21 protein-coding genes and 1 tRNA gene are annotated in these 22,994 nt (G+C 70.3%); 5 read left to right on the top strand and 17 right to left on the bottom strand.

Features of this window, described 5'->3' with window-relative positions; genetic code table 11:
• Positions 1-76: 76 nt before the first annotated feature.
• From hpnH to E6W39_RS34710, 13 genes are all read right to left on the bottom strand, one after another.
• Positions 77-1,099 carry an adenosyl-hopene transferase HpnH gene (hpnH, locus tag E6W39_RS34770; RefSeq protein ID WP_101379208.1) on the bottom strand — a complete coding sequence of 341 codons (1,023 nt, stop codon included), beginning with the start codon at positions 1,097-1,099 and terminating at the stop codon, positions 77-79.
• A 2-nt stretch (positions 1,100-1,101) separates the two neighbouring features.
• A complete protein-coding gene (locus tag E6W39_RS34765; RefSeq protein ID WP_228718521.1) occupies positions 1,102-1,779 on the bottom strand; it encodes a phosphorylase family protein in 678 nt (225 codons plus the stop codon).
• The gene (gene shc / locus E6W39_RS34760; RefSeq protein WP_267286719.1) at positions 1,776-3,890 is read right to left on the bottom strand and encodes a squalene--hopene cyclase; all 2,115 of its coding nucleotides are present in this window, start codon (positions 3,888-3,890) and stop codon (positions 1,776-1,778) included. The genes E6W39_RS34765 and shc overlap by 4 nt, the downstream gene beginning before the upstream one ends.
• A gap of 7 nt (positions 3,891-3,897) precedes the next feature.
• Entirely contained in the window at positions 3,898-4,968 is a 1,071-nt protein-coding gene (locus E6W39_RS34755) for a polyprenyl synthetase family protein (protein WP_141638132.1), read from the bottom strand.
• A 104-nt stretch (positions 4,969-5,072) separates the two neighbouring features.
• Positions 5,073-6,479, bottom strand: a complete 1,407-nt coding sequence (gene hpnE, locus E6W39_RS34750) for a hydroxysqualene dehydroxylase HpnE (protein ID WP_141636854.1) — start codon at positions 6,477-6,479, stop codon at positions 5,073-5,075.
• 80 nt (positions 6,480-6,559) lie between these two features.
• Positions 6,560-7,417, bottom strand: a complete 858-nt coding sequence (hpnD, locus tag E6W39_RS34745; protein WP_101384863.1) for a presqualene diphosphate synthase HpnD — start codon at positions 7,415-7,417, stop codon at positions 6,560-6,562.
• A gap of 41 nt (positions 7,418-7,458) precedes the next feature.
• Entirely contained in the window at positions 7,459-8,409 is a 951-nt protein-coding gene (gene hpnC / locus E6W39_RS34740) for a squalene synthase HpnC (protein ID WP_228718519.1), read from the bottom strand.
• Between the two features lie 297 nt (positions 8,410-8,706).
• Complete coding sequence (locus E6W39_RS34735) at positions 8,707-9,534, bottom strand: ABC transporter ATP-binding protein (protein WP_407658542.1); 828 nt, start codon at positions 9,532-9,534, stop codon at positions 8,707-8,709.
• Complete coding sequence (locus E6W39_RS34730) at positions 9,527-10,468, bottom strand: ABC transporter permease (protein WP_141636853.1); 942 nt, start codon at positions 10,466-10,468, stop codon at positions 9,527-9,529. The genes E6W39_RS34735 and E6W39_RS34730 overlap by 8 nt, the downstream gene beginning before the upstream one ends.
• Before the next feature lie 135 nt (positions 10,469-10,603).
• Entirely contained in the window at positions 10,604-11,533 is a 930-nt protein-coding gene (locus E6W39_RS34725) for a glycosyltransferase family 2 protein (RefSeq protein WP_141636852.1), read from the bottom strand.
• A complete protein-coding gene (locus E6W39_RS34720; protein WP_181799734.1) occupies positions 11,530-12,267 on the bottom strand; it encodes a CDP-alcohol phosphatidyltransferase family protein in 738 nt (245 codons plus the stop codon). The genes E6W39_RS34725 and E6W39_RS34720 overlap by 4 nt, the downstream gene beginning before the upstream one ends.
• Positions 12,268-12,352: 85 nt before the next feature.
• A complete protein-coding gene (locus E6W39_RS34715; protein WP_141636850.1) occupies positions 12,353-13,414 on the bottom strand; it encodes an iron-containing alcohol dehydrogenase family protein in 1,062 nt (353 codons plus the stop codon).
• Positions 13,402-14,157, bottom strand: a complete 756-nt coding sequence (locus E6W39_RS34710; RefSeq protein ID WP_101379216.1) for a phosphocholine cytidylyltransferase family protein — start codon at positions 14,155-14,157, stop codon at positions 13,402-13,404. The genes E6W39_RS34715 and E6W39_RS34710 overlap by 13 nt, the downstream gene beginning before the upstream one ends.
• Positions 14,158-14,820: 663 nt before the next feature.
• On the opposite strand from E6W39_RS34710, the gene idi reads away from it, so the two are divergent.
• Positions 14,821-15,453, top strand: a complete 633-nt coding sequence (gene idi, locus E6W39_RS34705) for an isopentenyl-diphosphate Delta-isomerase (RefSeq protein WP_141636849.1) — start codon at positions 14,821-14,823, stop codon at positions 15,451-15,453.
• Positions 15,454-15,463: 10 nt separating this feature from the next.
• Here the strand turns inward: idi and E6W39_RS34700 are convergent, their stop codons facing one another.
• Positions 15,464-15,877 (bottom strand): ATP-binding protein, encoded by a 414-nt coding sequence (locus E6W39_RS34700; RefSeq protein WP_141638130.1) that lies wholly within the window; start codon positions 15,875-15,877, stop codon positions 15,464-15,466.
• 455 nt (positions 15,878-16,332) lie between these two features.
• Here E6W39_RS34700 and E6W39_RS34695 point away from each other — a divergent pair.
• Positions 16,333-16,417: transfer RNA gene (locus E6W39_RS34695), tRNA-Leu, on the top strand.
• 125 nt (positions 16,418-16,542) lie between these two features.
• Here E6W39_RS34695 and E6W39_RS34690 read toward each other — a convergent pair.
• The gene (locus tag E6W39_RS34690) at positions 16,543-17,694 is read right to left on the bottom strand and encodes a recombinase family protein (protein WP_228718517.1); all 1,152 of its coding nucleotides are present in this window, start codon (positions 17,692-17,694) and stop codon (positions 16,543-16,545) included.
• Between the two features lie 54 nt (positions 17,695-17,748).
• On the opposite strand from E6W39_RS34690, the gene E6W39_RS42255 reads away from it, so the two are divergent.
• Positions 17,749-17,898: a hypothetical protein gene (locus E6W39_RS42255; protein ID WP_228718515.1), complete on the top strand. Its 150-nt coding sequence runs from the start codon at positions 17,749-17,751 to the stop codon at positions 17,896-17,898.
• Between the two features lie 289 nt (positions 17,899-18,187).
• Here the strand turns inward: E6W39_RS42255 and E6W39_RS34685 are convergent, their stop codons facing one another.
• Together E6W39_RS34685 and E6W39_RS40600 are read right to left on the bottom strand one after the other, a co-directional pair.
• On the bottom strand, positions 18,188-19,429 hold the full coding sequence (locus E6W39_RS34685; protein ID WP_228718514.1) for a hypothetical protein: 1,242 nt from the start codon (positions 19,427-19,429) through the stop codon (positions 18,188-18,190).
• A gap of 129 nt (positions 19,430-19,558) precedes the next feature.
• Positions 19,559-21,091 (bottom strand): restriction endonuclease, encoded by a 1,533-nt coding sequence (locus E6W39_RS40600; RefSeq protein ID WP_220140307.1) that lies wholly within the window; start codon positions 21,089-21,091, stop codon positions 19,559-19,561.
• 514 nt (positions 21,092-21,605) lie between these two features.
• Here E6W39_RS40600 and E6W39_RS34675 point away from each other — a divergent pair.
• Both E6W39_RS34675 and E6W39_RS43240 read left to right on the top strand, forming a co-directional pair.
• Positions 21,606-22,193, top strand: a complete 588-nt coding sequence (locus E6W39_RS34675) for a hypothetical protein (RefSeq protein WP_141636847.1) — start codon at positions 21,606-21,608, stop codon at positions 22,191-22,193.
• A gap of 1 nt (position 22,194) precedes the next feature.
• On the top strand, positions 22,195-22,809 hold the full coding sequence (locus tag E6W39_RS43240; RefSeq protein ID WP_267286780.1) for an IS66 family transposase: 615 nt from the start codon (positions 22,195-22,197) through the stop codon (positions 22,807-22,809).
• Positions 22,810-22,994: the final 185 nt, after the last annotated feature.

Genomic DNA, 22,994 nt, shown 5'->3' with positions numbered 1-22,994 from the left:
TCCTTGCTGTGCGGTAGTCCTGATGCCATGGTCAAGCCCGGCGCGCACTCCTGCATGTGCGCGCCGGGCCGCCGACTCAGCGGGAGGCCATCACGGTTTCGCGAGCCGCCCGCAGGGACTCCTTGAGCGAATCCATGGTGGCCAGCACCGCGGTCGGCTCGTACCCGCAGTGCGCCATGCAGTTCTCGCAGCGCGGGTCCTTGCCCCGTCCGTACTTGGACCAGTCGGTCTTCTCGATGAGCTCGCGGTACGTCGGGACGTAGCCGTCGCTCATCAGGTAGCAGGGGCGCTGCCAGCCGAAGAGCGAGTAGTTCGGGATCCCCCAGGCGGTGCACTCGAAGTCCACCTTGCCCTCGAGGAAGTCCAGGAACAGCGGGCTCTGGTTGAGCCGCCAGCGCCTGCGGTTGCCGCCGGCGAAGGCCTTGCGGAACAGCTCCCGGGTCTGGTCGACGCCCAGGAAGTGCTCCTGGTCGGGGGCCTTCTCGTAGGCGTAGGCGGGCGACAGCATCATCTCGTCGACCTTCAGGTCGTCATTGAGGAAGTTGAGCACGTCGATGACGTTCTGCGGGGAGTCGGTGTTGAAGAAGGTGCTGTTGGTGCTGACCCGGAACCCACGGCGCTTGGCCTCCTTGATGGCGGCCACCGCTTCGTCGAAGGTCCCCTCCTTGGCCACCGACTCATCGTGACGCTCGCGCAGCCCGTCGATGTGCACCGTGAAGGTGAAGTACGGCGAAGGAGTGAACTTGTCCAACTTCTTGCGCAACAGGAGCCCGTTTGTGCAAAGGAAGACATACTTGCGCTTTGCCACCAACTGGCGGACGATCTCGTCGATCTGAGGGTGCATCAGCGGCTCGCCACCCGCGATGGAGACCATCGGGGCGCCGGACTCCAGCACCGCGCCGACCGCCTGGGCGACCGGCATCCGCTGCTTGAGCACCCCGGCCGGGTGCTGGATCTTGCCGCAGCCCTCGCAGGCGAGGTTGCAGGCGAACAGCGGCTCCAGCTCGACGATCAGCGGGAACTTCTCGGCCCGCTTGATGAGCTTCTGGTGCAAGAGATAGGAACTGACTCGCAAGGTCTGGCGCAGCGGCATGGCCATGGCTAGCTCGCCTCCTGAGAGATCGTCGGCGTCGGCAGGGAAGTATCGAAAGCATGCGGAACGTGCGGCTCGGCGGCGACCGCGCGGTGCCAGCCGAGCAGGGCGGGCACGGTGGCCCGCAGGGTCTGGAAGGCGCGCAGCCCGGACGGGAGCGTTCCCAACCGGAGCAGTTCGCGTTCGGGGGTGTCGACCACCACCCGGACGGCCGCCACCGGCAGGTCCGCCGGCAGCCGCTCGAGCACCGCGGCCGACTCCATGTCCACCGCGGTCACCCCGGCCTGGTGCAGCGAGCGGCGCTCCGGGCCGCGCACCACGTGGTCCGCCGAGTGCAGCGCACCGACCCGCACACCGAGGCCCAGGCAGCGCAGGGCCTGGGCGAGCGCCTCGGGCTGCCGGGTAGCAGTTGAACGGCCCGATGCGGATTGCACCTTGTCGGCAACAAAGACCTCTCCCGGTCTTGTTCCCGGCGCCACCGCCGCGCAGAATCCGGTCAGGACCACCGCGCTGTACGCCTCGGAGCCCGCTGCCAGCAGGCTGCTGACGGTCCGTGCCGCCTTCGTGGGGCCCATCCCGATGCGCGCCAGCACCGGGCGGCCGCCGAGCCCGTTCGCCCAGTCCCCGCCGCGCAGCGCCCATGCCTCGGGCGCCAGCGCGCAGAGCACGAGCATTGGAGCTGTCACGTGGCCCTCCCCGCTTGTCCGAGCACGGGGTTGCCGTGCAGGTAGCGGCCGAGCGCGGTGACCGGGAAGACCAGCCGGTACAGGTGGTAGTTGATCGAGAAGTCCCACGGGAACCCGGTCCCGGTGAACTGCGGTTCGTCCCAGCTGCCTTCGGGCAGCTGGGTGGCGGCGAGCCAGCGCACCCCGCGTTCGACCGCGGCGCTGCCCCGGCCGTCGCCCGGCGCGTAGCGCCCGTCCGGGCCCTCGCCGGCCGCCAGCAGCGCCATCAGCGCCCAGGCGGTCTGCGAGGCCGTGGAGTCGCCGCGGCCGGACCACTTCTCCGGGTCCTCGTAGGAGCGCATGTCCTCGCCCCAACCGCCGTCCTGGTTCTGCCGCTCCTCCAGCCAGCGCACCGCGCGCCGGATCGCCGGATCGGAGACGGGCAGGCCGGCGGCGACCAGGGCCGGCAGCACCGAGCCGGTGCCGTAGATGTAGTTGGTGCCCCAGCGGCCGAACCAGGAGCCGTCAGCCTCCTGATTGGCCAGCAGCCACTCGACGCCGCGCCGGGTGCGCGGGTCGTCGGCCATGCCGACCTCGGCCAGCATCTCCACCACATGGGCGGTGACGTCGGCCGACGGCGGGTCGACCACCTCGCCGAAGTCGCAGAACGGCAGCTTGTTCGGCAGGGTGCTGGTGTTGTCCACGTCGAAGGCGCCCCAGGCGCCGTTCTTGGACTGCATGCCGAGGTTCCAGGTCACCCCGCGGTCCGCGGCCGCCGCCACCAGCTGCGGCCGCGGGTGGCTGGGGGCCACCCGGCGCAGCGCCAGCACCACCTCGGCGGTGTCGTCGATGTCCGGGTAGGTGTCGTTGTGGAACTCGAACGCCCAACCGCCCGGGTGCAGTTGGGGCCGCTGCACGGACCAGTCGCCCCTGGTGGTGATCTCCTCGCCGAGCATCCAGTCGGTCGCCTTGACCAGCGCCGGGTGGTCCGGTGCCAGGCCGGCGTCGACCAGCGCGATGGTGGCCAGGCAGGTGTCCCAGACCGGGGACTGGCAGGCCTCCAGCCAGCGGGCGCCGTCCTCGGTGTGCACGGTGAACCGCTCGAAGGCCGCGAGGCCCGCCTGCATGACGGGGTGGTCGAGTTCGTAGCCCAGCAGGTGCAGGGCGATCAGCGAGTAGACCGCCGGGGGCTGGATGCCGCCCCAGCAGCCGTCCGCCTCCTGGCGTTCCACGATCCAGCGGCGGGCCTGGTTGAGCGCCAGCCGGCGCAACGGGCGGACCGCGCGCTTGTGGTAGGCGTGCAGCACCATGTCGAGGCGCTCGAAGAAGCCGTCCCAGGTGGTCGGCGGGGCCAGCGGGCGCAGGGGGAAGGGGTTGTCCGGGTCGGTGTGCAACTCGGTCAGTGCGAACGGGGCCGGGCGGACCGGGCGCAGGGCGGAGACCACGGTCAGCGGCACGATGGTCTGCCGGGCCCAGCAGCCGAAGGCGTAGATGTTGAGCGGGAGCCACTTGGGCAGGAACATGATCTCCGGTGGCATCTCCGGCAGCCGCTCCCAGGGCCACCAGCCGAACAGGGCCAGCCAGATCCGGGTGAACACCCGGGTTGCGGCGATTCCGCCGGCGCCCCGCACGTACTCGGCGGCGGCCCGCATGTGCGGGGCTTCGGGGTCGTCCCCCGCCAGGCGGAGGGCGACGTACGCCTCCACGCTGGTGGACAGCTCCGGTGGGCCACCGTGGAAGGTCCCCCAGGTGCCGTCCTCGCGTTGCTGTGAGCGGATCCACTCGGCGGTGGCCGCGGTCTGCTCCGCAGTGCGGATTCCGAGGAACTGCCGTAGTAACAGGTCCTCGGCGTCCATGGTGACGTTGGTTTCCAGGTCCCCCTTCCACCAGCCCTCGTCGTCCTGCAGCGACAGCAGGTGCTCGGTGGCCCGGCGCAGGCTGTCCTCGATCGTCGCGCGGTCCAGGGGTGACGGTTCCTCACCCGGTTCCGCGGCGCGCCCCCCTACGGCCGCCGCGCTCTCCGGCTCCCGCCAGGATCCGGCCGGATCGGCCGACCCGGGGGGCCGCTCCTCCACCGCGACCGGCTCGGAATCGTACTCAGGGTCGAGCCGGCCGTCCGCGGTTGCTGTCAACTTGCTGTCACCTCTCTCGTACCACGACGAATTCGGCGAGGGCGACGAAACGTTCACGGACTTCGTCGGCCATCGGCACCTCGTCCAGTGCGGCCAGCGCGGTGCTGTGCTGACGACGTGCCTCCTCCTGGGTCCAGGCCCGGCCGCCGGCCTGCTCGATCAGCGCGGCGCGGCCGGCCAGCACCTCCTCGGACTCCTCGCCCCGCCCGTGCGGGTCGGCGAGCAGCTCGGCCAGCCGGCGGGAGGCGGCGCCGCCCTCGGCCAGTGCGGCGGCCACCGGCAGCGACTTCTTGCGCTGCCGCAGGTCACCCCAGTGCGGCTTGCCGGTGACCTCGGTGGCGCCCCAGATGCCGAGCAGGTCGTCGACGGCCTGGAAGGCCAGCCCGAGGTGGTGTCCGTAGCGCTGCAGCGCGTCCGAGGTGCGGTCGTCCGCGCCGGCCAGCACCGCGCCGATCGCCGAGGCGGCCGCGAGCAGGGCACCGGTCTTGTTGCCCTCCATCTCCAGGCACTCGGCGACGGTGACCGCGTCGCGGTGCTCGAAGGAGAGGTCCTGGGCCTGACCGTCGATGAGCTTGCGGGTCGCGGTCGTGATCAGGGCCACGGCGCGAGCGGCGTCGGCCTCGGTGGCCGCCCCGCTGCGCCCGGCGTCCAGCAGTACCTCGGTGCCGAGGGTGGCCAGCGCATCGCCGACCAGGATCGCCTGCGCCGGTCCGAAGACCGTCCAGGCGGTGGCCCGGTGCCGACGAGTCTCGTCACCATCCATCAGATCATCATGCAGCAGCGAGAAGTTGTGCACCAGCTCAACGGCCACGCCACCGGGTACTCCGGCAGGTGCGGGAGCTCCGGCCGCCTCCGCGGAGAGCAGCGCGAGCGCCGGGCGGACCGCCTTGCCGCCGTCCCCAGCCACCGGGTTGCCGGCCTGGTCGGTCCAGCCGAAGTGGTAGGCCGCGACCGCGTCCATCGGGGACGCCAGCCGGGCCACTGCCGAGCGCAGCGGCGGAGTGCAGAGCGTGCGGCCTCTGGCCAGCAGCTCCGGTACCGAGACGGGCTCGGCCTGGGCCGTCGCGCCCGCGAACATGCTGGGACGTGCCTCCACGAGTGTTCCCTCTCCATGGGCCGTAGTGCTGGTGTTCTTGGTGGACGTGCGGACGGTGGCGGCGCTCGGCCCGATCGATGGTGCGGTCATCGCGGCCACCGCCCGTCACCGCGGTCCACCGGGGCCCGGCGGCCCGCGGCGGCCAGCGCGGCGTCGGCGGCGGCGTGGCCGCTGCGCACGGCGCCCTCCATCGTCGCGGGCCAGCCGGTGGCGGTCCACGAGCCGGCCAGCAGCAGTCCGGGCACCCGGGTCGCCGGGCCGGGGCGCAGCGCCCCGGTGCCGGGGGCCGCGTCGAAGGTGGCGGTCCGCTCCCGGGTGACGAAGAAGTCGAGCACCTCGGCGCTCTTGGCCGGCGGCAGCAGCCGGGCCAGCTCGGGCAGGTAGCGGGCCCGCAGCTCGGCGACCGGGAGGTCGATCTCGTCCCGGACGGCCGACTGGGAGAGCGCGAGGTACTGGGCACCGGGGTGGACGGCCGCCACGCCCGAGTGCTCGGTGCGGTCGAAGACCCACTGCACCGGCGAGTCGAGCGCCGCGAAGAACGGGCGGCGCAGCACCGGGCGGTCGTAGACCACGTGGACGTTGAGGATCGGCGCGTAGCCGAGCTCGCCGAGCCGGTGCTGTCCGGCGATGGCGTCCGCCGGCAGCAGCGCCGACGCGGTGTCCTGGGCGCCGGCCAGCACCACGGTGTCGGCGCTCAGCAGCTCGCCGTTCTCCAGCCGCACGGTGTGCCGGCCCTCGGCGTCCGACTTGAGCTCCACCGCCTTGGTCCGCAGCCGGACCGCCACCTCGGCGGCGGCCAGCTCACGCCCGGCCACGTCATGGTGCACGGCGCCCAGCGGCACCTTGGCGATGCCGATGTCACTGGCGCCGTTCTCGGAGAGCAGACCGGTCTTGAAGACCATCGCGGCCATGGCCAGTGAGACCTCGTCGGCCCTGGCGTTCAGGGTGGCCACCCCGACCAGGTCCCACAGCGCGGCGATGGTCCGGTCGTTCTGCCCGTGGGCGCGCAGCCAGGCGCCGAACGAGACGGCGTCCAGCGCCGGGTCGGCCAGGTCGAGGCGCTGCAGCGCCAGCGCCCCGCGCACCACCCGCAGGCGGTCGGCGGGGGCCAGGTGCGGATAGCCGGCCAGGCTGGCGGCCAGGTGCAGCGGCACCGGCAGCTGTGTGCGGCTGAGCCGGCCGAGCCGGTAGCCGGACTCCCGCACCGACAGCACCGGGACCTCCAGCCGCGGCTGGATCTCCATCTGGCCCATCGCGCCGAGCCGCGCGATCAGGCCGCGGTAGGCCGTGCAGCAGCGCAGGAACACGTGCTGGCCGTTGTCCACGGTCAGCTCGCCGCGGCGGAACGAGAAGGCCAGCCCACCGAGCCGCGGTCGCGCCTCCAGCAGGGTGACCTTGACGTCCGCCTCGGCCAGTCGCAGCGCGGCGGTGATCCCGGCCAGGCCGCCGCCGACCACCACGGCCGTGCCGCCGTTCCCGGTTTCCCCGGTCATCTCGCCTCCTAGCTGCTACTTGGTTCGTTCGTGATCTTCCCACTTATCCCACCGGCTTGGCTGCCGATTGGCGTGGAAAGTCACGAACGGCCTCCGGCCAGCCCGGAGAGTGCTACATAGGCCTTCTCCCAGCCCGGCAGTGAGACCCGGCCGCGCAGGACCGACTCCGGTTCGGCCGCGATCCGTCCTAGCAGCCGGTGATAGATCCCCGCCATCGCGGCGGTACAGGCCCGGCTGCGGCGGTCCAGCATCGGCAGCAGCCGCAGGCCCTCCTCGAAGTACCCCTGGGCCCGCGCCGCCTCGAACGCGATCAGGCCGGTGAAGTCGGCGCCGGCCGGCGGGGTGGACTGGGCGAAGCCCTGCTCGCAGCCGAACCTGGCCAGGTCCTCGGCAGGCAGGTAGGTGCGGCCGTTGCCGGCGTCCTCCCGCAGGTCGCGCAGGATGTTGGTGAGCTGCAGGGCCAGGCCCAGGGTGTCCGCGTACTCGGCGCCGCGCTTGGGGTCCTCGCAGCCGTAGACGCCCAGCGACAGCCGGCCGATCGAACCGGCCACGCAGCGGCAGTAGACCTTGAGGTCCTCGAAGGTCTGGTACTCCTCGCCGCGCAGGTCCATCTCGACGCCGTCGATCAGCTCGTCGAAGGCGTCCAGCGGGATCGGGAAGCGCCGTGCCGCGTCGGCCAGCGCCACCTTGATCGGGTCGGTGTCCTCCTCGGTGACGCTGCCGGCCCGGATCTCGTCCAGCAGTGCCCGGGTGGCCAGCAGCTGCTCCTTCTTGCGGTCGGCCGCCAGCTCGCCGTCGCCGATGTCGTCGACCCGGCGGGCGAGCGCGTAGAGCGCGGACATGGCAAGCCGCTTGGGCTCCGGGAGCAACCGGATCCCGTAGCTGAAGTTGCGGGCCTGCAGGGCGGTGACCGCCTCGCAGTAGCGGTACGCCGCCATGACCGGTGCCGACGCCAGTGGTGATGCCGCCACTCGGGCGTTCACCTTCCCTTCGCGAAGATGGCCGCCGCCTTCATCGCGAGGCGGCGCTTGTCGGGCTCGGGCTGCTGTGCCAGGACGTCGTGCCCGGCGGCCTCGATGGCCGCCAGCGCGGCGTACCCGCCGGCGGTGAAACCCGCCAGCAGCAGCCGGAGCCTGCCACGAACGGTACCCACCAGCGGTGCCCCCTGGTCGAGCAGGGTCCGAGCCCGGGCGGCCTCGAACGCGACCAGCTCCCGAATACTGCCACTCGCAGTGGAACGCCCGAGGTCGGCCTCGGCCACCCCGAACCGCTCCAGATCCTCCGTGGGCAGGTAGATCCGCCCTCGGGCGTAGTCCTCGGCAACGTCCTGTAGATGCTCAATCACCTGGAGTGCGCTGCAGATCCGGTCCGACAGAGCGATCCGCTCGGGGGTCGCGACGCCCGCCAGAGCGAGCACCAGGCGCCCTACCGGATCGGCCGACAACGTGCAGTAGCCGATCAGACTGTCGAAGGTCGGATAGCGGGTGGTGGTCTGGTCCACCCGGTTGGCCTCGATCAGCTTGCGGAACGGCTCCGGGGTCACGTCGTGGTTGCGGATCATCGGGACCAGGGCCTGCATCAGGGGGTGGCGCACCGGCTCGCCGGCGGCGCCGGGCAGGGCGGCCTCGAACGCGCGGTCAAGATCACGTTCGATGGCGTCCAGCAGGCCGAGTCTGAAAGTCGTATCGTCCGACTGCTCCGAAGGGGTGGCTGCGCCCAGCAGCCGGGCCGTCTGGGCGGGGTCGGCCAGATCGCCGTCGCCGGCGTCGTCCACCAGTCGCGCGAAGCCGTACACCGCCATCAGATCGTGCCGCCAGGCCGCGGGCAGGAAGCCGGGAGCCACCGGGAAGTTCTCCCGCGCCGCCTTGTCGAGCGTGCCCCCCACCGCGGCGTCCTGCGCCCGCGCCGAGGCCTGAGCCGAAACCGTCACTTCCGTCACTCCCCCGTTCTACACCGGTCTTGACCATGGAATCGACTCGGATATTCCCCCGGGGGCGGAACCACACCGCTCCTGGGGCCCCACCCTTTCACTTTCGGCCACCTGTCGAAAAGACCGCCCCCCGGCGCGCCGATCGTGCTCACTCGCGCGGCTCACACACCCGGAGCACACCCGGCCGCACACGCGCGGAGCCGGTGCCCGGGCCGCCCTGGGGACGTCCGAACACCGGCTCCGCGCGGTGTCATGGGGCCTGTGCGGCCCGCTGCGAGGTACTCCGCCGTGTGCGTACTACGGGCGCTCGCCGCGCTCGTACATGCCGACCACCTCGTCGGTGGGGCCGTCCATGATCAGCTCGCCGGTCTCGATCCAGATGGTCCGCTCGCAGGTGTCCCGGATCGCATTGTTGTTGTGGCTGACCAGGAAGACCGTACCGGCCTCCTTGCGCAGCTCGCGGATCCGGGCCTCACTGCGCCGCTGGAACGCCTGGTCACCGGTGGACAGCGCCTCGTCGATCAGCAGCACGTCGTGGGTCTTGGCCGCCGCGATCGAGAACCGCAGGCGGGCCGCCATGCCCGACGAGTAGGTGCGCATCGGCAGGTTGATGAACTGGCCCTTCTCGTTGATGCCCGAGAAGTCCACGATGTCCTGGTAGCGCTCCTTCACCTGCGCCGGGCTCATGCCCATCGCCAGGCAGCCGAGCACCACGTTGCGCTCACCGGTCAGGTCGTCCATCAGCGCCGCGTTCACGCCCAGCAGCGACGGCTGGCCGTGGGTGTAGATCGCGCCCTTGGCGGTCGGCAGCAGGCCGGCGATCGCCGACAGCATGGTCGACTTGCCGGAGCCGTTGGAGCCGATCAGACCGATCGCCTCACCCTTGTAGGCGGTGAAGGTGACACCGCGGACGGCGTGCACCTCGGTGATGGCGGGCGAGCGCTTGCGGCTGATCAGGCGGGAGAGCGCGGAGGTGGCGCTGCCCTTGCCGGCCGAGGCGCCGTGCACCTTGTAGACGATGTGCACGTCGTCCACGACGACGGTCGGGACGCGGGTCTCCTTGGCGGCCGCGATCGCCTTGGCGTCGCGCTCCTCGCGGTCGGTGGTCAGGGTGGTGTCAGCCACGGCCGTACTCCTCCTCCGCCTTCCAGAAGAAGACATATCCGATGACGAAGAACACAACGGCCCAGACACCGGCCATGGCCCAGATGTGGTGGGGCAGCACCTGGTTGTGGCCGGGGTACCTGTGCGGGCTGTAGATGGTCGGCATCATCGCGTGCCGCACCAGCTCCATGAAGACCGACGCCGGGTTCGCCTGCATCACGAAGCGCCAGAACGGCGACCACTTGTCGACGTGGTCCGCGATGCTGTACATCACGCCGGAGGTGTACATCCAGGTGCGCAGGATGAACGGCATCAGCTGCGAGATGTCGCTGGTCTTGGCGCCGATCCGGGCCATGATCAGGGCCAGGCCGGTGTTGAACATCGACTGCAGGACCAGCGCCGGAACCATGTAGATCCAGTCGACCGAGAGCGGGTAGCCGAAGCCGAGCACGATGCCGACCAGCACCACCATCGAGATCAGCAGCTGCTGCAGCTGGATCACGGTGAAGGCGATCGGCATGCAGGCGCGCGGGAAGTGCAGCGCCCGGATCAGGCCCAGGTTGTACGAGATCGCCCCGGTGCCGGACTGGATGGCGCTCTGGGTGAACTGGAAGATGAACACGCCGATACACATCCAGGGGATGTAGTAGGGCATGTCACCGCGGTTCTTCAGGATGACGCCGAAGACCAGGTAGAACACCGCGCAGTTGAGCAGCGGAGTGACGACCTGCCAGACCTGGCCCATCTTGGCGGTGGTGTACTGCGCCACCAGGCGGGCCGTGGCGAACGCCATGATGAAGTGTCGCCGCCCCCACAGCTGCTTTGTGTAGGCGAACAGTCCGGGCCGGGCCCCACTGACCGCCAGGCCGTACTTATCGGCGAGCTGCTTGGGGGTCAGCCCGGTATCAACACCTCCGGGGAGGGAGAGGTTGACTGGTTCACTCACTGTCGACACATTCGTCCTTCACGAATCGGAAGTCCGGCTGCTGGCCGGGGGCAGTCGCCGGGTCCGGAATGGGCTTGGAACCGGAGTCCCAGCGGATCACGGGTATTGCCCGAGCGGCGGTGTGATGATCCGCCGAACGGGCGATCAGATGACCGGCGGTCTGCCCAGCCTGGTCAATCGCCATACAGTACGCCATCGCATGGGCCGCCGCTCAGCCGCAGGTGTGCGCCAGCCCTCCCGGAACCCTTCCCGCCATGCCTTCCATGCCTCCCCCGAGGGCCGGCGGACCAGAGTGAGCAGAATCCAGGTGCACAGGTAGAGAGGCACCAACGGGGCCGGAAGGTTCCGCCGGGCCAGCCAGACCCGGTTGCGCGCCACATTGTGGAAGTAGGCGGCATGCCGGGCCGGCGAGGTGGTGGGGTGGTGCAGCACGATGTCCGCGCGGTAGTCGATCGACCAGCCGGCGTCCAGCGCCCGCCACGCGAGGTCGGTCTCCTCGTGGGCGTAGAAGAACTCGGCGGGCAGCTGCCCGGCCTGCTCGAACACCGTCGAGCGGACCGCGCTGGCGCCGCCGAGGAAGGTGGTGACCCGCGACGACTTCAACGGGTCGCTGGCCCGCAGCCGCGGCACGTGGCGGCGCTGGGTGTGACCGGTCTGCGGGTCGGCGATCCGGAAGCTCACGATGCCGAGCTCCGGGTCGGCGGTGAAGGCCTCGCGCAGCAGCCGGGCCGAGTCGGTGCGGGGCAGGCTGCCGTCGTCGTCCAGGAAGAGGACCGCGTCGACGTCCCGCCCGTTCGGGCCGAACAGCTCGATGCCGACGTTGCGCCCGCCCGGGATGCCGAGGTTCTCCGGCAGCTCGACGGTGCGCACGCCCGCCGGCACCGGCGGCATCGGGACACCCTGGGAGACCACCGCGAGCTCGACCGCCGGGCCCTCCTGGGCCAGCACCGAGTCGATCAGCGCGGCCAGCTCGGCCGGGCGGTTGCCCATCGTGATGATCACCGCGCCGAGCTTGAACTCGTCCGCCGCGGTCGCGTCCTCTCCGCTGTTCGACGCGGTGGTGGCGGCGCTCATCGCAGCCTGCTGGAGAGGACGATGCTCAGCAGGTGCAGCACGGTCTGCAGCATGGCGATGGCCGCCAGCACCACAACCGCCAGACGGGTGAAGAACAGCCCGCCGTGCACCTGGTCGGCGATCCCAGCCGCCAGGATGAAGAGCGAGGCCTCGACCGCGCCGACCAGCCGGTGGAACTTGAGGAGGGACGCCACGCGGCGGGCCTTGGCCACCGAGGACGAGCGCGGCACCGAGGCGCTGTCCTCCACCGCGGTCATGCCGCTGCGGGCCCGGGCCACGTCCACCAGGTCGGTCTCCGACTTGATCAGGATCGCGCCGAGCGCCGCCAGGGTGCCCAGGAAGGCCCACGCCCAGTGGCTGTGGAGGCCGTTGCGGTGGAACAGGTCGGCGGCCCGCAGACCCAGGCCGGTGAGCAGCGCGGCCTCCGACATGTAGTGGCCGACCCGGTCGAGGTAGACCCCGGTCAGCGAGGTCTGCCGGCGCCAGCGGGCCACCTCGCCGTCCACGCAGTCGAGCAGCAGGTAGACCTGGATCAGCACGGCACCGACGATCGCGCCGGCGATGCCCGGGATGACCAGCCCGATGCCGGCCAGGATGCCGGTGAACATCATCAGGTAGGTCAGGCCGTTGGGTGTGATCGCGGTGACCGTCGACAGCACCCGGGTGATCCGCAGCGAGATCTTCCGCATGTACAGCCGCCCCGCCCAGTGCTCGGCGCTGCGGCGCTGCAACATCCCCTCGGGATGGATGACGGCGCGCAGCTCCTCGATCGAGGGCCGCACCGTGAGGTCGACCGGGGGGCGGGTGGCTGAGCGGGACTCAGCAGTTGACGGCTTGGACATAGTCGGCGTACGCGTCCCTGATGGCTGTTGGGGAGAGGTCAAGGTGCTCGAGGATGGTGAAGCGACCCGGACGGGTATTCGGAGCGTAGTGCACCGCCTCGGTGAACTCCGCCTCGGTGAAACCGATCTGATCGGCGGTCACCGGCAGCCCGTGGGTCCGCAGGCACGCGACGATCAGCCCGGTCAGCTCGCGGTCGCCCCGCAGGTGGCTGGCGAAGGCGGCCCCGAGGCCGACCTGCTCGCCGTGCTGGGCGGAACGCTTGGGATAGAGCACGTCCAGGGCATGGGAGATCTCATGGCAGGCACCCGACGAGGGCCGGCTGCTGCCTGTGATGTTCATTGCGATGCCGGACAGTACCAGTGCTTCCGAAAGCGCTGTCAGCAGGTCCGTCTCCGGGAGCCCGCCCGGGTGCCGGAGGATGTTCTCCCCGGCCGAGCGGGCCATCGCGACGGCCAGCCCGTCCACCGCCTCACCGGTGACCCGGTGCGACAGCTCCCAGTCGGCGCAGGCGGAGATGTTGGAGACCACATCACCGATGCCGGACGCCACGTACCGCTCCGGGGCCTGCTGGATCACGTCCAGGTCGACCACGATGCCGATCGGCGAGGGCACACCGTAGGAGCCGCGCCCCGCGTCGTTGTCCAGGATCGACACCGGAGAGCAGATGCCGTCGTGCGCCAGGTTGGTGGCGACCGACACCACGGGCAGTCCGACCCGGGCGGCGGCGTACTTGGCGGCGTCGATGATCTTACCGCCGCCCAGGCCCACCAGGACGTCGTAGTGGCCGCCGCGCATCGCCTCGGCCAGGCGCACCGCGGCGTCCAGGGTGCCGTCGTCCACCTCGTACCAGTCGGCCGCCGGCAGCTGCGGCTCCAGCCGCTCGCGCAGCCGCACCCCGGTGCCGTTGCTGATCGCCACCGCGATCCGGCCGGCGCTGGAGAGCCGCTGGTCGGCGAGGATGCCGGCCAGCGCGTCGAGGGCGCCGTGCCGGATCTCCACGAAGAGCGGGGAGGGGACCAGCCTGGTCAGTACCGGCATGCGATCTCCCGGGCCTTGGCGAGGTCCTCGTGGTTGTCCACCTCGACCCAGGCGACCTCGCCGATCGGCTGCACGTCGATCCGCAGCCCGCGGTCGGCCATCTCCTGGTAGCCGTCCTCGTAGTAGAGCTGCGGGTCGCGCTCGTAGGTGGTGCGCAGCGCGTCGGTGAGGTCGGCGGCGGCCGTGGGGTTGATCACGGTGAGGCCGATGTACTCGCCGGTCGCCTCGGCCGGGTCCATCAGCTTGGTGATCCTTTGCACACCCTTTACCGGATCGACGACGACCTTCATCTCCTCGTCGGCCAGCTTCTTCACGGTGTCCAGGGCCAGCAGGATGCCCGGCGCCCGCCCCTCGGTGATCATGCGGTCGTTGCCGTCCAGCAGGGTGCGCTGCACCGAGGCGGGGTGCACGGTGTCGCCGTTGGCCAGTAGCAGGCCCTCGTGGAAGTACTCGCGGGCGCACCAGAGCGAGTAGGCGTTGTTCCACTCCTCGGCGCGGTCGTTCTCGCAGAGGGTGAGCTTGACGCCGTACTTCTGCTCCAGGGCCTCCTGGCGCTCCGCCACCGCCTCCTTGCGGTAGCCGACCACGATCACCGCCTCCCGCAGGCCCACCTCGGCGAAGTTCCCCAGGGTGAGGTCCAGCACGGTCTTCTCGCCGTCCACCGGTACCAGCGCCTTGGGGAGCGTGTCGGTGTACGGGCGCAGCCGGCGGCCGGCTCCGGCTGCCAGGACGAGGCCGATCATGCGGGGTCTCCTGTGGTTCGTCGGGCCGGGGGGGTGCTTTGGTGGTGTGCCAGACCGGGGGCGGTTTGCCAGGCCAGGGGCGGCCTGGCAGACCGGGGCGGTTTGCCAGAGCGAGGTGGCCGGTCAGACCGTAGGTGGTCTGACAGACCGGAGGTGGTCTGACGGACCGGGGTCGGACCATCGGACCGGACGCGAACCCGATCCGGATCACCCCGGCCGAGGGGCCAATGCGGCCGCCAGAGGCGGCGAGCCGCCGCCACAGGCCGGGGCGATGCCATCAGTGATGGTAGGCGACTCCCTCGACCAGCCCGAACGCTGGTCGGGCAAGCCGCACGCCGAGTGACCGACTGGTGCACGATCTGTGGACGAATTTTCGACCCATGGGGCGCACATGTGGGCGTGCGCCCCATGGAAGCGCCCAGGTACCGGGCTTGTGCGTCGAATCCGTCCGCGCGCGCCGGGCATGCGGCAGACTTGGGCATCCGAAGCCCTCCGTACCCGGTCCGTTCCGGGGCGGGGGCGCCCGCTCGCTTGAGCAGCCGCTCGCTTATTAGTTGCTCATTGCCTTAACTGTTCCCGTTCATAGGACCGGGGGGGCTTGCCCGGGTGGTGCGTCTGACGCATCCGGGTAGCGGCGCCGGTCCCCGTGCCGAAAGAGGTCCAATGCCCGAGAGCCGACCGACCAGCCTGGCCGCCGCCGCGGACTCCGCGACCTCCGCAGCCTCTGCGACCTCCGCTGGCGGAGCCGACGCGGGAGCGCCCGAGATCCTGTTGGAACTGGTGGACGACCAGGGCGTCACCATCGGCACCGCGGAGAAGCTCTGGGCGCACCAGCAGCCCGGGCGCCTGCACCGGGCCTTCTCGGTCTTCCTCTTCGACAAGCAGGGCCGTCTGCTGCTGCAGCGCCGGGCGCTGGGGAAGTACCACTCCCCCGGCGTCTGGTCCAACACCTGCTGCGGCCACCCCTACCCCGACGAGCCGCCGTTCGTCGCCGCGGCCCGCCGCGTCGCCGAGGAGCTCGGCGCCGCCCCCGCACTGCTCTGCGCCGCCGGCACGGTCCGCTACGACCTGCCCGACGAGGCCTCCGGGCTGATCGAGCGGGAGTGGAACCACCTGTTCGTGGGCCTGATGACCGACGAGCTGCGGCCGGCCCCGGAGGAGGTCGACTCGACCCGCTTCGTGACCGCCGAGGAGCTGAAGCAGCTGCAGACCGAGAAGCCCTTCTCGGTCTGGTTCAACACCGTCTTCGAGGCGGCACTGCCGGGGATCCGCGAGATCGCGGGCCACGACTGGTGAGGACGCTCCCCTAGCCTTCCTTCCCCACGCCTGGGAGCGGCAGCGCGGCCCAGATGACCTTGCCGCCGCTCCCGGTCTGCTCCACATCGCAGGAGCCGCCCGCTGCCAGGCTGATGCTCTTCACCAGCATCAGCCCGCGCCCACCGGTCTGCTCCTCGTCGCTCTTCACCGCCTTGGGCCGGTGCGGGTGGCCGTCCTCCACCGCCACCCGCACCTGACCGTCCCCGATCGCCAGCTCGCAGACCACCTCCGGGGTGAGCAGCGCGGCATGCGCGACCACATTGGTCACCAGCTCGGAAACGATCAGCAGCACTCCGTCGGTGACATCCGCGTACCGCTCCCCGACCAGCCCGCGGGCCCGCAGCAGATCGCGCACCGCATGCCTGATCCGGGGCACCGACGACTCGTGCGCCGCAGCCGCCATCCGCCACACGCCGTCCGGTCCGGCGCCACCGCCCCGTTCGCCGTCCCCGACCCGTTCGCCGTCCGGCTGCTCGACCTCGGTGAGGCTGATCGCCGTCACGCTGGTCCGCTCCACGTCCTGCCACCCTTCTGAGGAACTCGGGTCGCCGGGGAACGGGGCGTTCCGTTCAAGGCTCCCCTTTCGCCCCCCGAGGCTAGGAGAGCTGCCCAGCCGGCCACGCAAGGTCGAGAAACTTGCCCCCGCCAGACCGTTTTCGCCCACCTACGCCCACATCTGACCGCCCCATGTCCACCCAGCCACCTCACCCGCCCGCAGAACCGTTCACCCCCCGCCTCGCCCAGCCACCCCACCCCCACCCCACCCGGGGAACCCGCAGGTGAGACCCACTCCAAAAGCCTGCTAATGTTCTCTCTGTCGCCACGGGGACCACGCAAAACCCCCAAGGCACACACCCAGTCCGGGTGGCGGAATGGCAGACGCGCTAGCTTGAGGTGCTAGTGCCCTTTATCGGGCGTGGGGGTTCAAGTCCCCCCTCGGACACACATCTGGTATGCGGTTCCCGCTCTGCGGGCAGTGTCCATCGGCGCCCGTTCCTGGCCTTCGGCGAGGAGCGGGCGTTCGTCGTTTCTCGCTGGCTTCGCGCTAAGCGGGCCGGGTGGTGGCGGTCAGCCGATGGCAATCCTTTCTCTTGATGGGGTGTCCGCGGTCAGGGTCCTGCCTGCGGGGTCGTAGGTCAGTGTGAGACCGGCGGCACGCAGCCGCGCAGTCATCTCCTCGTTCGTAGGCAGGAGCAGCTCCCTGTGTGGGCGCTCCGGCGTGTCCTCGGGGTGAGTGAGCCTGATCCAGAGAGCCGGCAGGTGGGGCAGGACATGGTCCTCACGCAGGTACAGGTTGCGGACGCGGCCGTCGGCTCGGGGTCCGGTGGCGCTGGAGCGGCCGTGGCGGCACCGGTAGGCCGGTCGGCCATGGGACCAGCACGAATCCATCAGCCGGCCGCACTGGCCGCAGCGCAGCAGCCCGGCCAGCAGGTACACACGGCCCGGAACTCCCTCACGGGCTACCCGCAGACCCTGGACCGCGACGAAGTCGGTCTCGCTGACCAGCGCCGGGTGCGCCGCGGCGGTGGAGATGACCCACTCGTCCGGGGTGTTCCAACGCATTACCTCCCGGTGGCCGAGCGTGGTGTTGGCCGGGTCGAGCAACTCGTGGTCGGTGCGCTGCCGGTTCCACACCTGCCGCCCGGTGTAGCGCGGGTTGGCCAGGACCGCCCGGACCGTGGTCAACGTCCACCCTTCGCTGCGGCGGTGCGCGTTGCGATCGGGGTCGGCTGCCGACGGGCACCGGATGGCCGCGTCGTTCAGCCCACGGGTGATCCGAGCGATGCTGTGCCCGGCCAGGCGCTGGGTGAAGATCCACCGCGCGATCGGCGCAGTATCCAGATCGACGTCGAGGCGCTGCAGGCGAACGCCGCGCCGGGCCCATGCCCGGTTCGGGTGCGGTCCGGCATCGACCAGACGGTAGCCGTAGGGCGGTCGGCCACCCAGATAGCGGCCCTGCTCCCACGCCTGGACAGTCATGGCAGTGCGTACTCGTATGCGGGTTCGGGTGATCTCGCGTTTGGCCAGGATGCCGAGCAGGACCATCAGTTCCTCATGCCCGGCGATCCTCGGGTCGGCTGCGCCGCCGAGCTCCGGGATCCACACCGCGACGCTGTAGTGCTCGAACAGCGGCGCCATGACGGTGAACTGGTTGCCGTGGAAAGCCCGTTCGCTGGAGCCGACCACGATCGCGTCGAACTCCCGGTCCGGGTCGGCCACAGCGGCGAGAAGCGCCGCAGCCTCCGACCGGCGAGCCCATGGGAGGGTCCGGCTGTGACCGACGTCGAAGAACTCGGCCACGATCCGGCCGTGACCGGCTATCAGGACCCGGGCTTGCAGGAGCTGCCACGCCCGAGACGTGACCGGATCCTGGTGATCCTCGGTCGAGACCCGCCCGTAGAACGCGAACCGCAGACCACCTGACTCCGGACGGTCCACCCCGGGGCGAGGCCGGGAGAACGCGTCAGCCCACGCCCCCAGCGAGTGAACCGGGTTATGAGGTGGAGTAGTTGGGGTCGGCGTCGTTGCTCTCGCTGTCATGGCCGACACCTCCTACACACACGCCTACCCCCAGTTGTCGGGATAGCCGCCGACGCGTCAGGAAAACAGGAAATCAGCATGATTAACCCGAATGGATGAACATCAACTTGCCGATCTGCCCGGCCTGGCCACGGAACCAACACGCCATTTGATTCGCCGAGCTGATCTTGCGTCACCCGTCGAGGGCTACCAGCCGCTCCCCAGCCGCGGACCTGACCTCCGGCTCCTCCATCGGGTCGTCCCGCAGCTGAGCCAGCCGCTCCCACACCGGCAACATGTCGGGCGCTGAAGCAATGCCCAACAGGCGGGCGTCCGACTCGCAGTCCCAGAGGGACTCGAAATACGCATGCTCCATCCCCGCCGGGTCGATGGCCGCCAACGCCTTCAGGTAGGCCAGCCGCTCGTACGAGTGCGGGGTGTGCAGCCAGAAGCGGCGCAGTAGTGGAGCGGCTTCGGCCGCTTGGGGCCCGAAGCGCGAAAGGCCGGCCGCCAGCCGGTCGGGACCGCACCAGTCGCGCACCGTCCAGTGCGCGCTCAACTCCTCGATGAGAACAGGAAGGTCTGCTGTGTCGCCGTGTTCAGCCAGCACCATCATCCCGGTCCAGGACAGCCATTGCCGCGGGTCCGTCGCCCACTCACGGGCGGCCGGCACGGCAAGGGCACCGAGTCGGTCGACCGCGCGTGACAGCAACGGCAGAGGCCGCCTACCGTCCGCTGTGAGCAGCGTCGGCACCATGGGGATCAGCCCCGGCTCCGGCGGACGCTCAGTCAGCGCCCACAGGGCGCCGACCTTCGCACCGTCTGGCGCGCCGGGATCGCCGAGCACTTGGAGCAGTTGGCGACCACTCAGTCCTGCCTCGGCGCCGACGACCGGACGATCGGCACGCGGCGCGGCGCTCCGCTGCCCGAGCTGCCAGCGCACCCACGGTTCGGAGCGCCACAGCAGGGGCTCGTCCCCCACAAGCCGCGAGCGGGCGAGACCGGCCAGGTCGTCCCACCATTCGACCGGCCAGCACCCCGCCACCGACTCCAGCACGTCCACCCAGTGCTCGCCCTCACGGATGTACGACCTCAGGACCTGTCGGGCCTCCACCGACCCGGACAAGGCGAGCAGTTCCAGCACCCTGGTGGCCCGCTCGCATTCGTCCTCGTCACCCGCCAGCAAGGCGAAGACCGGCTCCAGCGGCAGCTCCAGGTCCCGGATCAGTCTCGCCAGGTAGAGATGGCGCTCGTCTACCTGCGAGTCCCAGCGGCAATCGCGCCGGACACAGTCGTAGACCAGCTGGCCTGCCGCCGGATCGCCCGGCGCCGACAACGCGCCAAGGCCACGCCCGCGCTGCACCAGTCCCTCCAGCGTCCCGACCGACGCGTACGCCCACTGCTCGTCCGATTCACCGTTCATCACGCGGAGCATGCCCGAGCACCAGCACCGTCGTCAGCCCTTTTCCAAAGCCACGGGGCCGATCCTCGCGCGCTCCTCCCGTATTTCACTTGAGCGGGTCGGCAGTTGCTCAGGTCAGCGTCGGTACGGGCAGCCCGCAGCTCACTGCAGGTCTTGCGGCTTCCAGCCAGGTGGGACCTTGGGGAGACCGAGAAGGGCGTCGATCCCCAGGTACTCCTTGAGCAGCGACTTGAGTTCCCTGCCATCGATCAGCTGCATGCGACCGTTGCGGTGCGCGAAGTCGACGCTTGCCTTGCCGAACCACGCCGTGCTGACCAGGATTCCTTTCGCCGCGGCCTTGTCCTCCATGACGCCGGACAACGCCCGCACCGCATCGGCGGGAACCGTCGTCTTCAGCCGCTTGGCCTGGATGACGCACAGCCCTCCGGTCAGCGGATCACGGTTGATCGCCACCGCGTCCACGCCGTCGTCCCGACTCGCCTGGGTCGTCCAAGCTTCGAGTCCCCTGGCCTCGAAGAGCTGACGGACCAGGTGCTCGAAGGCGAACGGGTCCATCTGAACCAGGTCCGGGCGGCTGTCGAGCGTCGACGCCACATCAACCTCTTCGATGAACTGGTACTTCGTCAGGTCGAAGACCGCCACCGGTGCGACCGCCTCTAGGTCATAAGGGTGCTGGGAGACGATCGCGTTCAGGTGGCGCAGACACAGCGCCGGGTCCAGCTCGCGCTCGTCGAGCACCAACTCGGCGAAGCTGTCGCGCTCCGCGACGACGCTGACCAGGCACGGGTGGATCGCACGCCCCGTCGCCCGGTCCTTGGTCTGCACGTGACCGTTGAAGAGGACCGAGTCGACCAGGGCCGGTGCGGTGACCGCGAAGCCCTCCTCGATGGCGTGCAGGGCCAGTCGGGCAAGGAGCCGCCGGTAGAGGTCCTTGGCCTCAGCCTCCTTGCGCGGCTGAACGACGACCTCCTTGCGCTGGGCCACGAACCGGAACTCGGCCGCCTGCGGGATGATGCCCTGCCCCGGCAGGTCGACCTCCAGGAGCAGCTGCTTCGCCTCGGGTGCGTAGGCCGCTCGCACCGAGGGACGGCACCCCTCGGGTAGCGGGGAGCGGACCAGCAGGTCCTCGACCGCCGCGGCGAACGCCTCCGGACCCGCCTCCGCCAGGCGTCGCTCGGCTCGACGGCGGTAGGCGCCGACGTCGCCGGGCCGGTTCAGCAGGATCGACTCCAATTCTTCGACCCGCGAGCGGACCTCCTCGGTGTGCCGCACCGCCGATCCACGCAGTTCCTCCAGCTCCGCTGCCTGCCGCTGCCGGACTGCTTCCCGCTCCGCTTTCTCACGCTCCCGCTCCTCGAGCTTCGCAGCCCGTTCGCGCTCCGCCAGCCTCTTCGCGAGTTCCCGCTCGACGCGAGCAGCGTCACGCTCCTGCGCCGCCTGCTGCCGGGCGAGTTCCTTCTCCCCGATGATGAGCAGCCGCTCACGCTCCTTGGCCAGCTTGTCCGCCGTCTGGCGCTCGCGTCGCTGCCTGTCCTGCTCCGCCTTGCGTGCCAGACGCGCTTGCTCCGCCTGCTCCCGCTTCAGCTCAGCGGCCTTGGCCTTCTGCTTCGCCTGGTACGCCGCAAACAACTGCTGCGCCACCGACTTCTTGGCCGCCACTCGGCCCTCCCCCATGCCTCGTGCCTACGCGACTCACGACCGTAGGAGCGCGCACCATCCGCTCATCAGCGGTACTCGGGAAGCGATTCCCCGCAGGCGTGATCCACAATCCGCGACACCTTCCCCATCCGGGGCAACACTTTGACGGAAAAGCAGTTCACAGAAATCGATCGGTCGACCGCAGCGGGCATGACTACGCTTCGCGCATGGATCAGGAGCAGGAGGTCGTGGACGCGCGAGAGCTGTTCGAAGCGTTGAGGGACTATGACGGCGCCCACGCCTACACGCAGGTGGTATCTCCTTGGCTCGCTCGGGCTGCGCCGGGCTACCTGACGGAGCTGGCCGGTGCCGGCGCTCGCCTCTGCAGGCCGACGTTCGACGGTCCAGCTGATGCCCGTCAGGATCTGCTCTGGGAGCTGTACGCGCTGAGCCGCGTCAGCGATGTCCTCCTTCTCGCCTTCCAGCCTCCCCCGAGTCCGGGGCCACTGCGGCCTGGGCTCATGAGCTTCATCTGCTCGAGCTGTGGCCGATGCTCGACTTGGAGCACTACCTCGAACTGCTCGGCCGCCTGGGCATGGTGCCGTTCGAGGAGACCGGCGTCTTCGACCCGTTCCTGCGCGAGATCGTCGAGGTCGAGGAGGCAGCGGACCCGGACGAGCCGATCCGGATCACCGAGGTCGTCTGGCCGGGCCTGTGGTCGGGTCCTCTGATGTTCAGTCGCGCGGGTGTGCGGATCCGCGCCGGGGCGCACCACGCCGAGCGGGGCGTGGCGGACCGTTCCCCGCTCTACTGGACCTTCCTGCGCCGTCACCGGCCCACGGTCGATCTCTCCCACGGCTGGGGGTCCAACTCGCAGTGGCGCACCGACTTCCGCCTCGACTACCGCACAAGCAAGGAGGAGCGCGTCAACGCCGATGCCCAGGCCGACATCGACGATCCCGGGGACCGTGGTCTCCCCCGCGGACTGCTGACTGCCACTGAGCGCCGCGAACTGCTGCGCCACCGCTGCCTGCTGCGCACTCCCTCCAACGCCGAGGCACTGGCCGCGACCGGCTCGTGGCAGACGGACTTGTGGCCGTTCGACTGGCAGCTGCCGCCCCGGCAGACGGGCCGTTAGCGTGCCGCGCATGCGTTCCCTGATCACCGCAATCCGTGAACACGATGAAGCTGCCCGGTTCCTGGCCTGGCCCGCGTTCACCGGCGCCGCGGTCCACGACGGCTGGAAGCCCTACAAGACCTACACCGGCGCCTCCCATGCCCTGTGCAACGCCCATCACCTGCGCGAACTCTGCGCCTGCCGAAACCCTCATCCTCCCGGGTCAAGCGGCATGACGGTACTCGTGGATCACTCCGCCGAGTCGGTCGTGGCGGCGTATGTCCAGGCTGGCGATTCGCCTGGGATCGGTGATCGGTTCGGGACCGCACGCAGGGGCGCTGCCTGGTTTCATGGCCTGATGGGGCCGGTGCGCGTTGTGGTGGTGTTCGGACTCGCGCAGGGCATGGCGCAGGTGGCGTTCGTTCCAGATAAGGGTCCGGTCCAGGAGTTCGTGGCGGCAGGTCTGTACCCAGCGCTCCATAATGGATCTGTACCCCCACGCCGGGTTCTCCCGCACCAAGCGCAGGATCAGAACCCGGATCGAGCGGACGCTGGGCGGACGACCTGGCCGCACGGGAGTACTGCCGATGAAGCTGTTTGTCCCGTAGAGGCATTCGCGCAGGTCGCGGGCGGCTGAGGACTCACCAGTCTCATCTACTGGGCGGAGCTTGCCACTGGCGTCCTCCTCAGCCCTGCCAGCGGCTGCAGCAGCATCACCGTCGCCTTCTGGGTCGGCGGCGGCGAGGCCCATGGCTGCTTCGGAGAAGGTGCCGGCGGGTGACAGCCCAAATGGGGAGTCGCACATGTCGCCAAGCACATTGT

Origin of the sequence: Kitasatospora acidiphila, assembly GCF_006636205.1 — a bacterium.
Classification (GTDB): Bacteria; Actinomycetota; Actinomycetes; order Streptomycetales; family Streptomycetaceae; genus Kitasatospora; species Kitasatospora acidiphila.
This window is presented reverse-complemented; position numbering and strand designations above follow the sequence as displayed.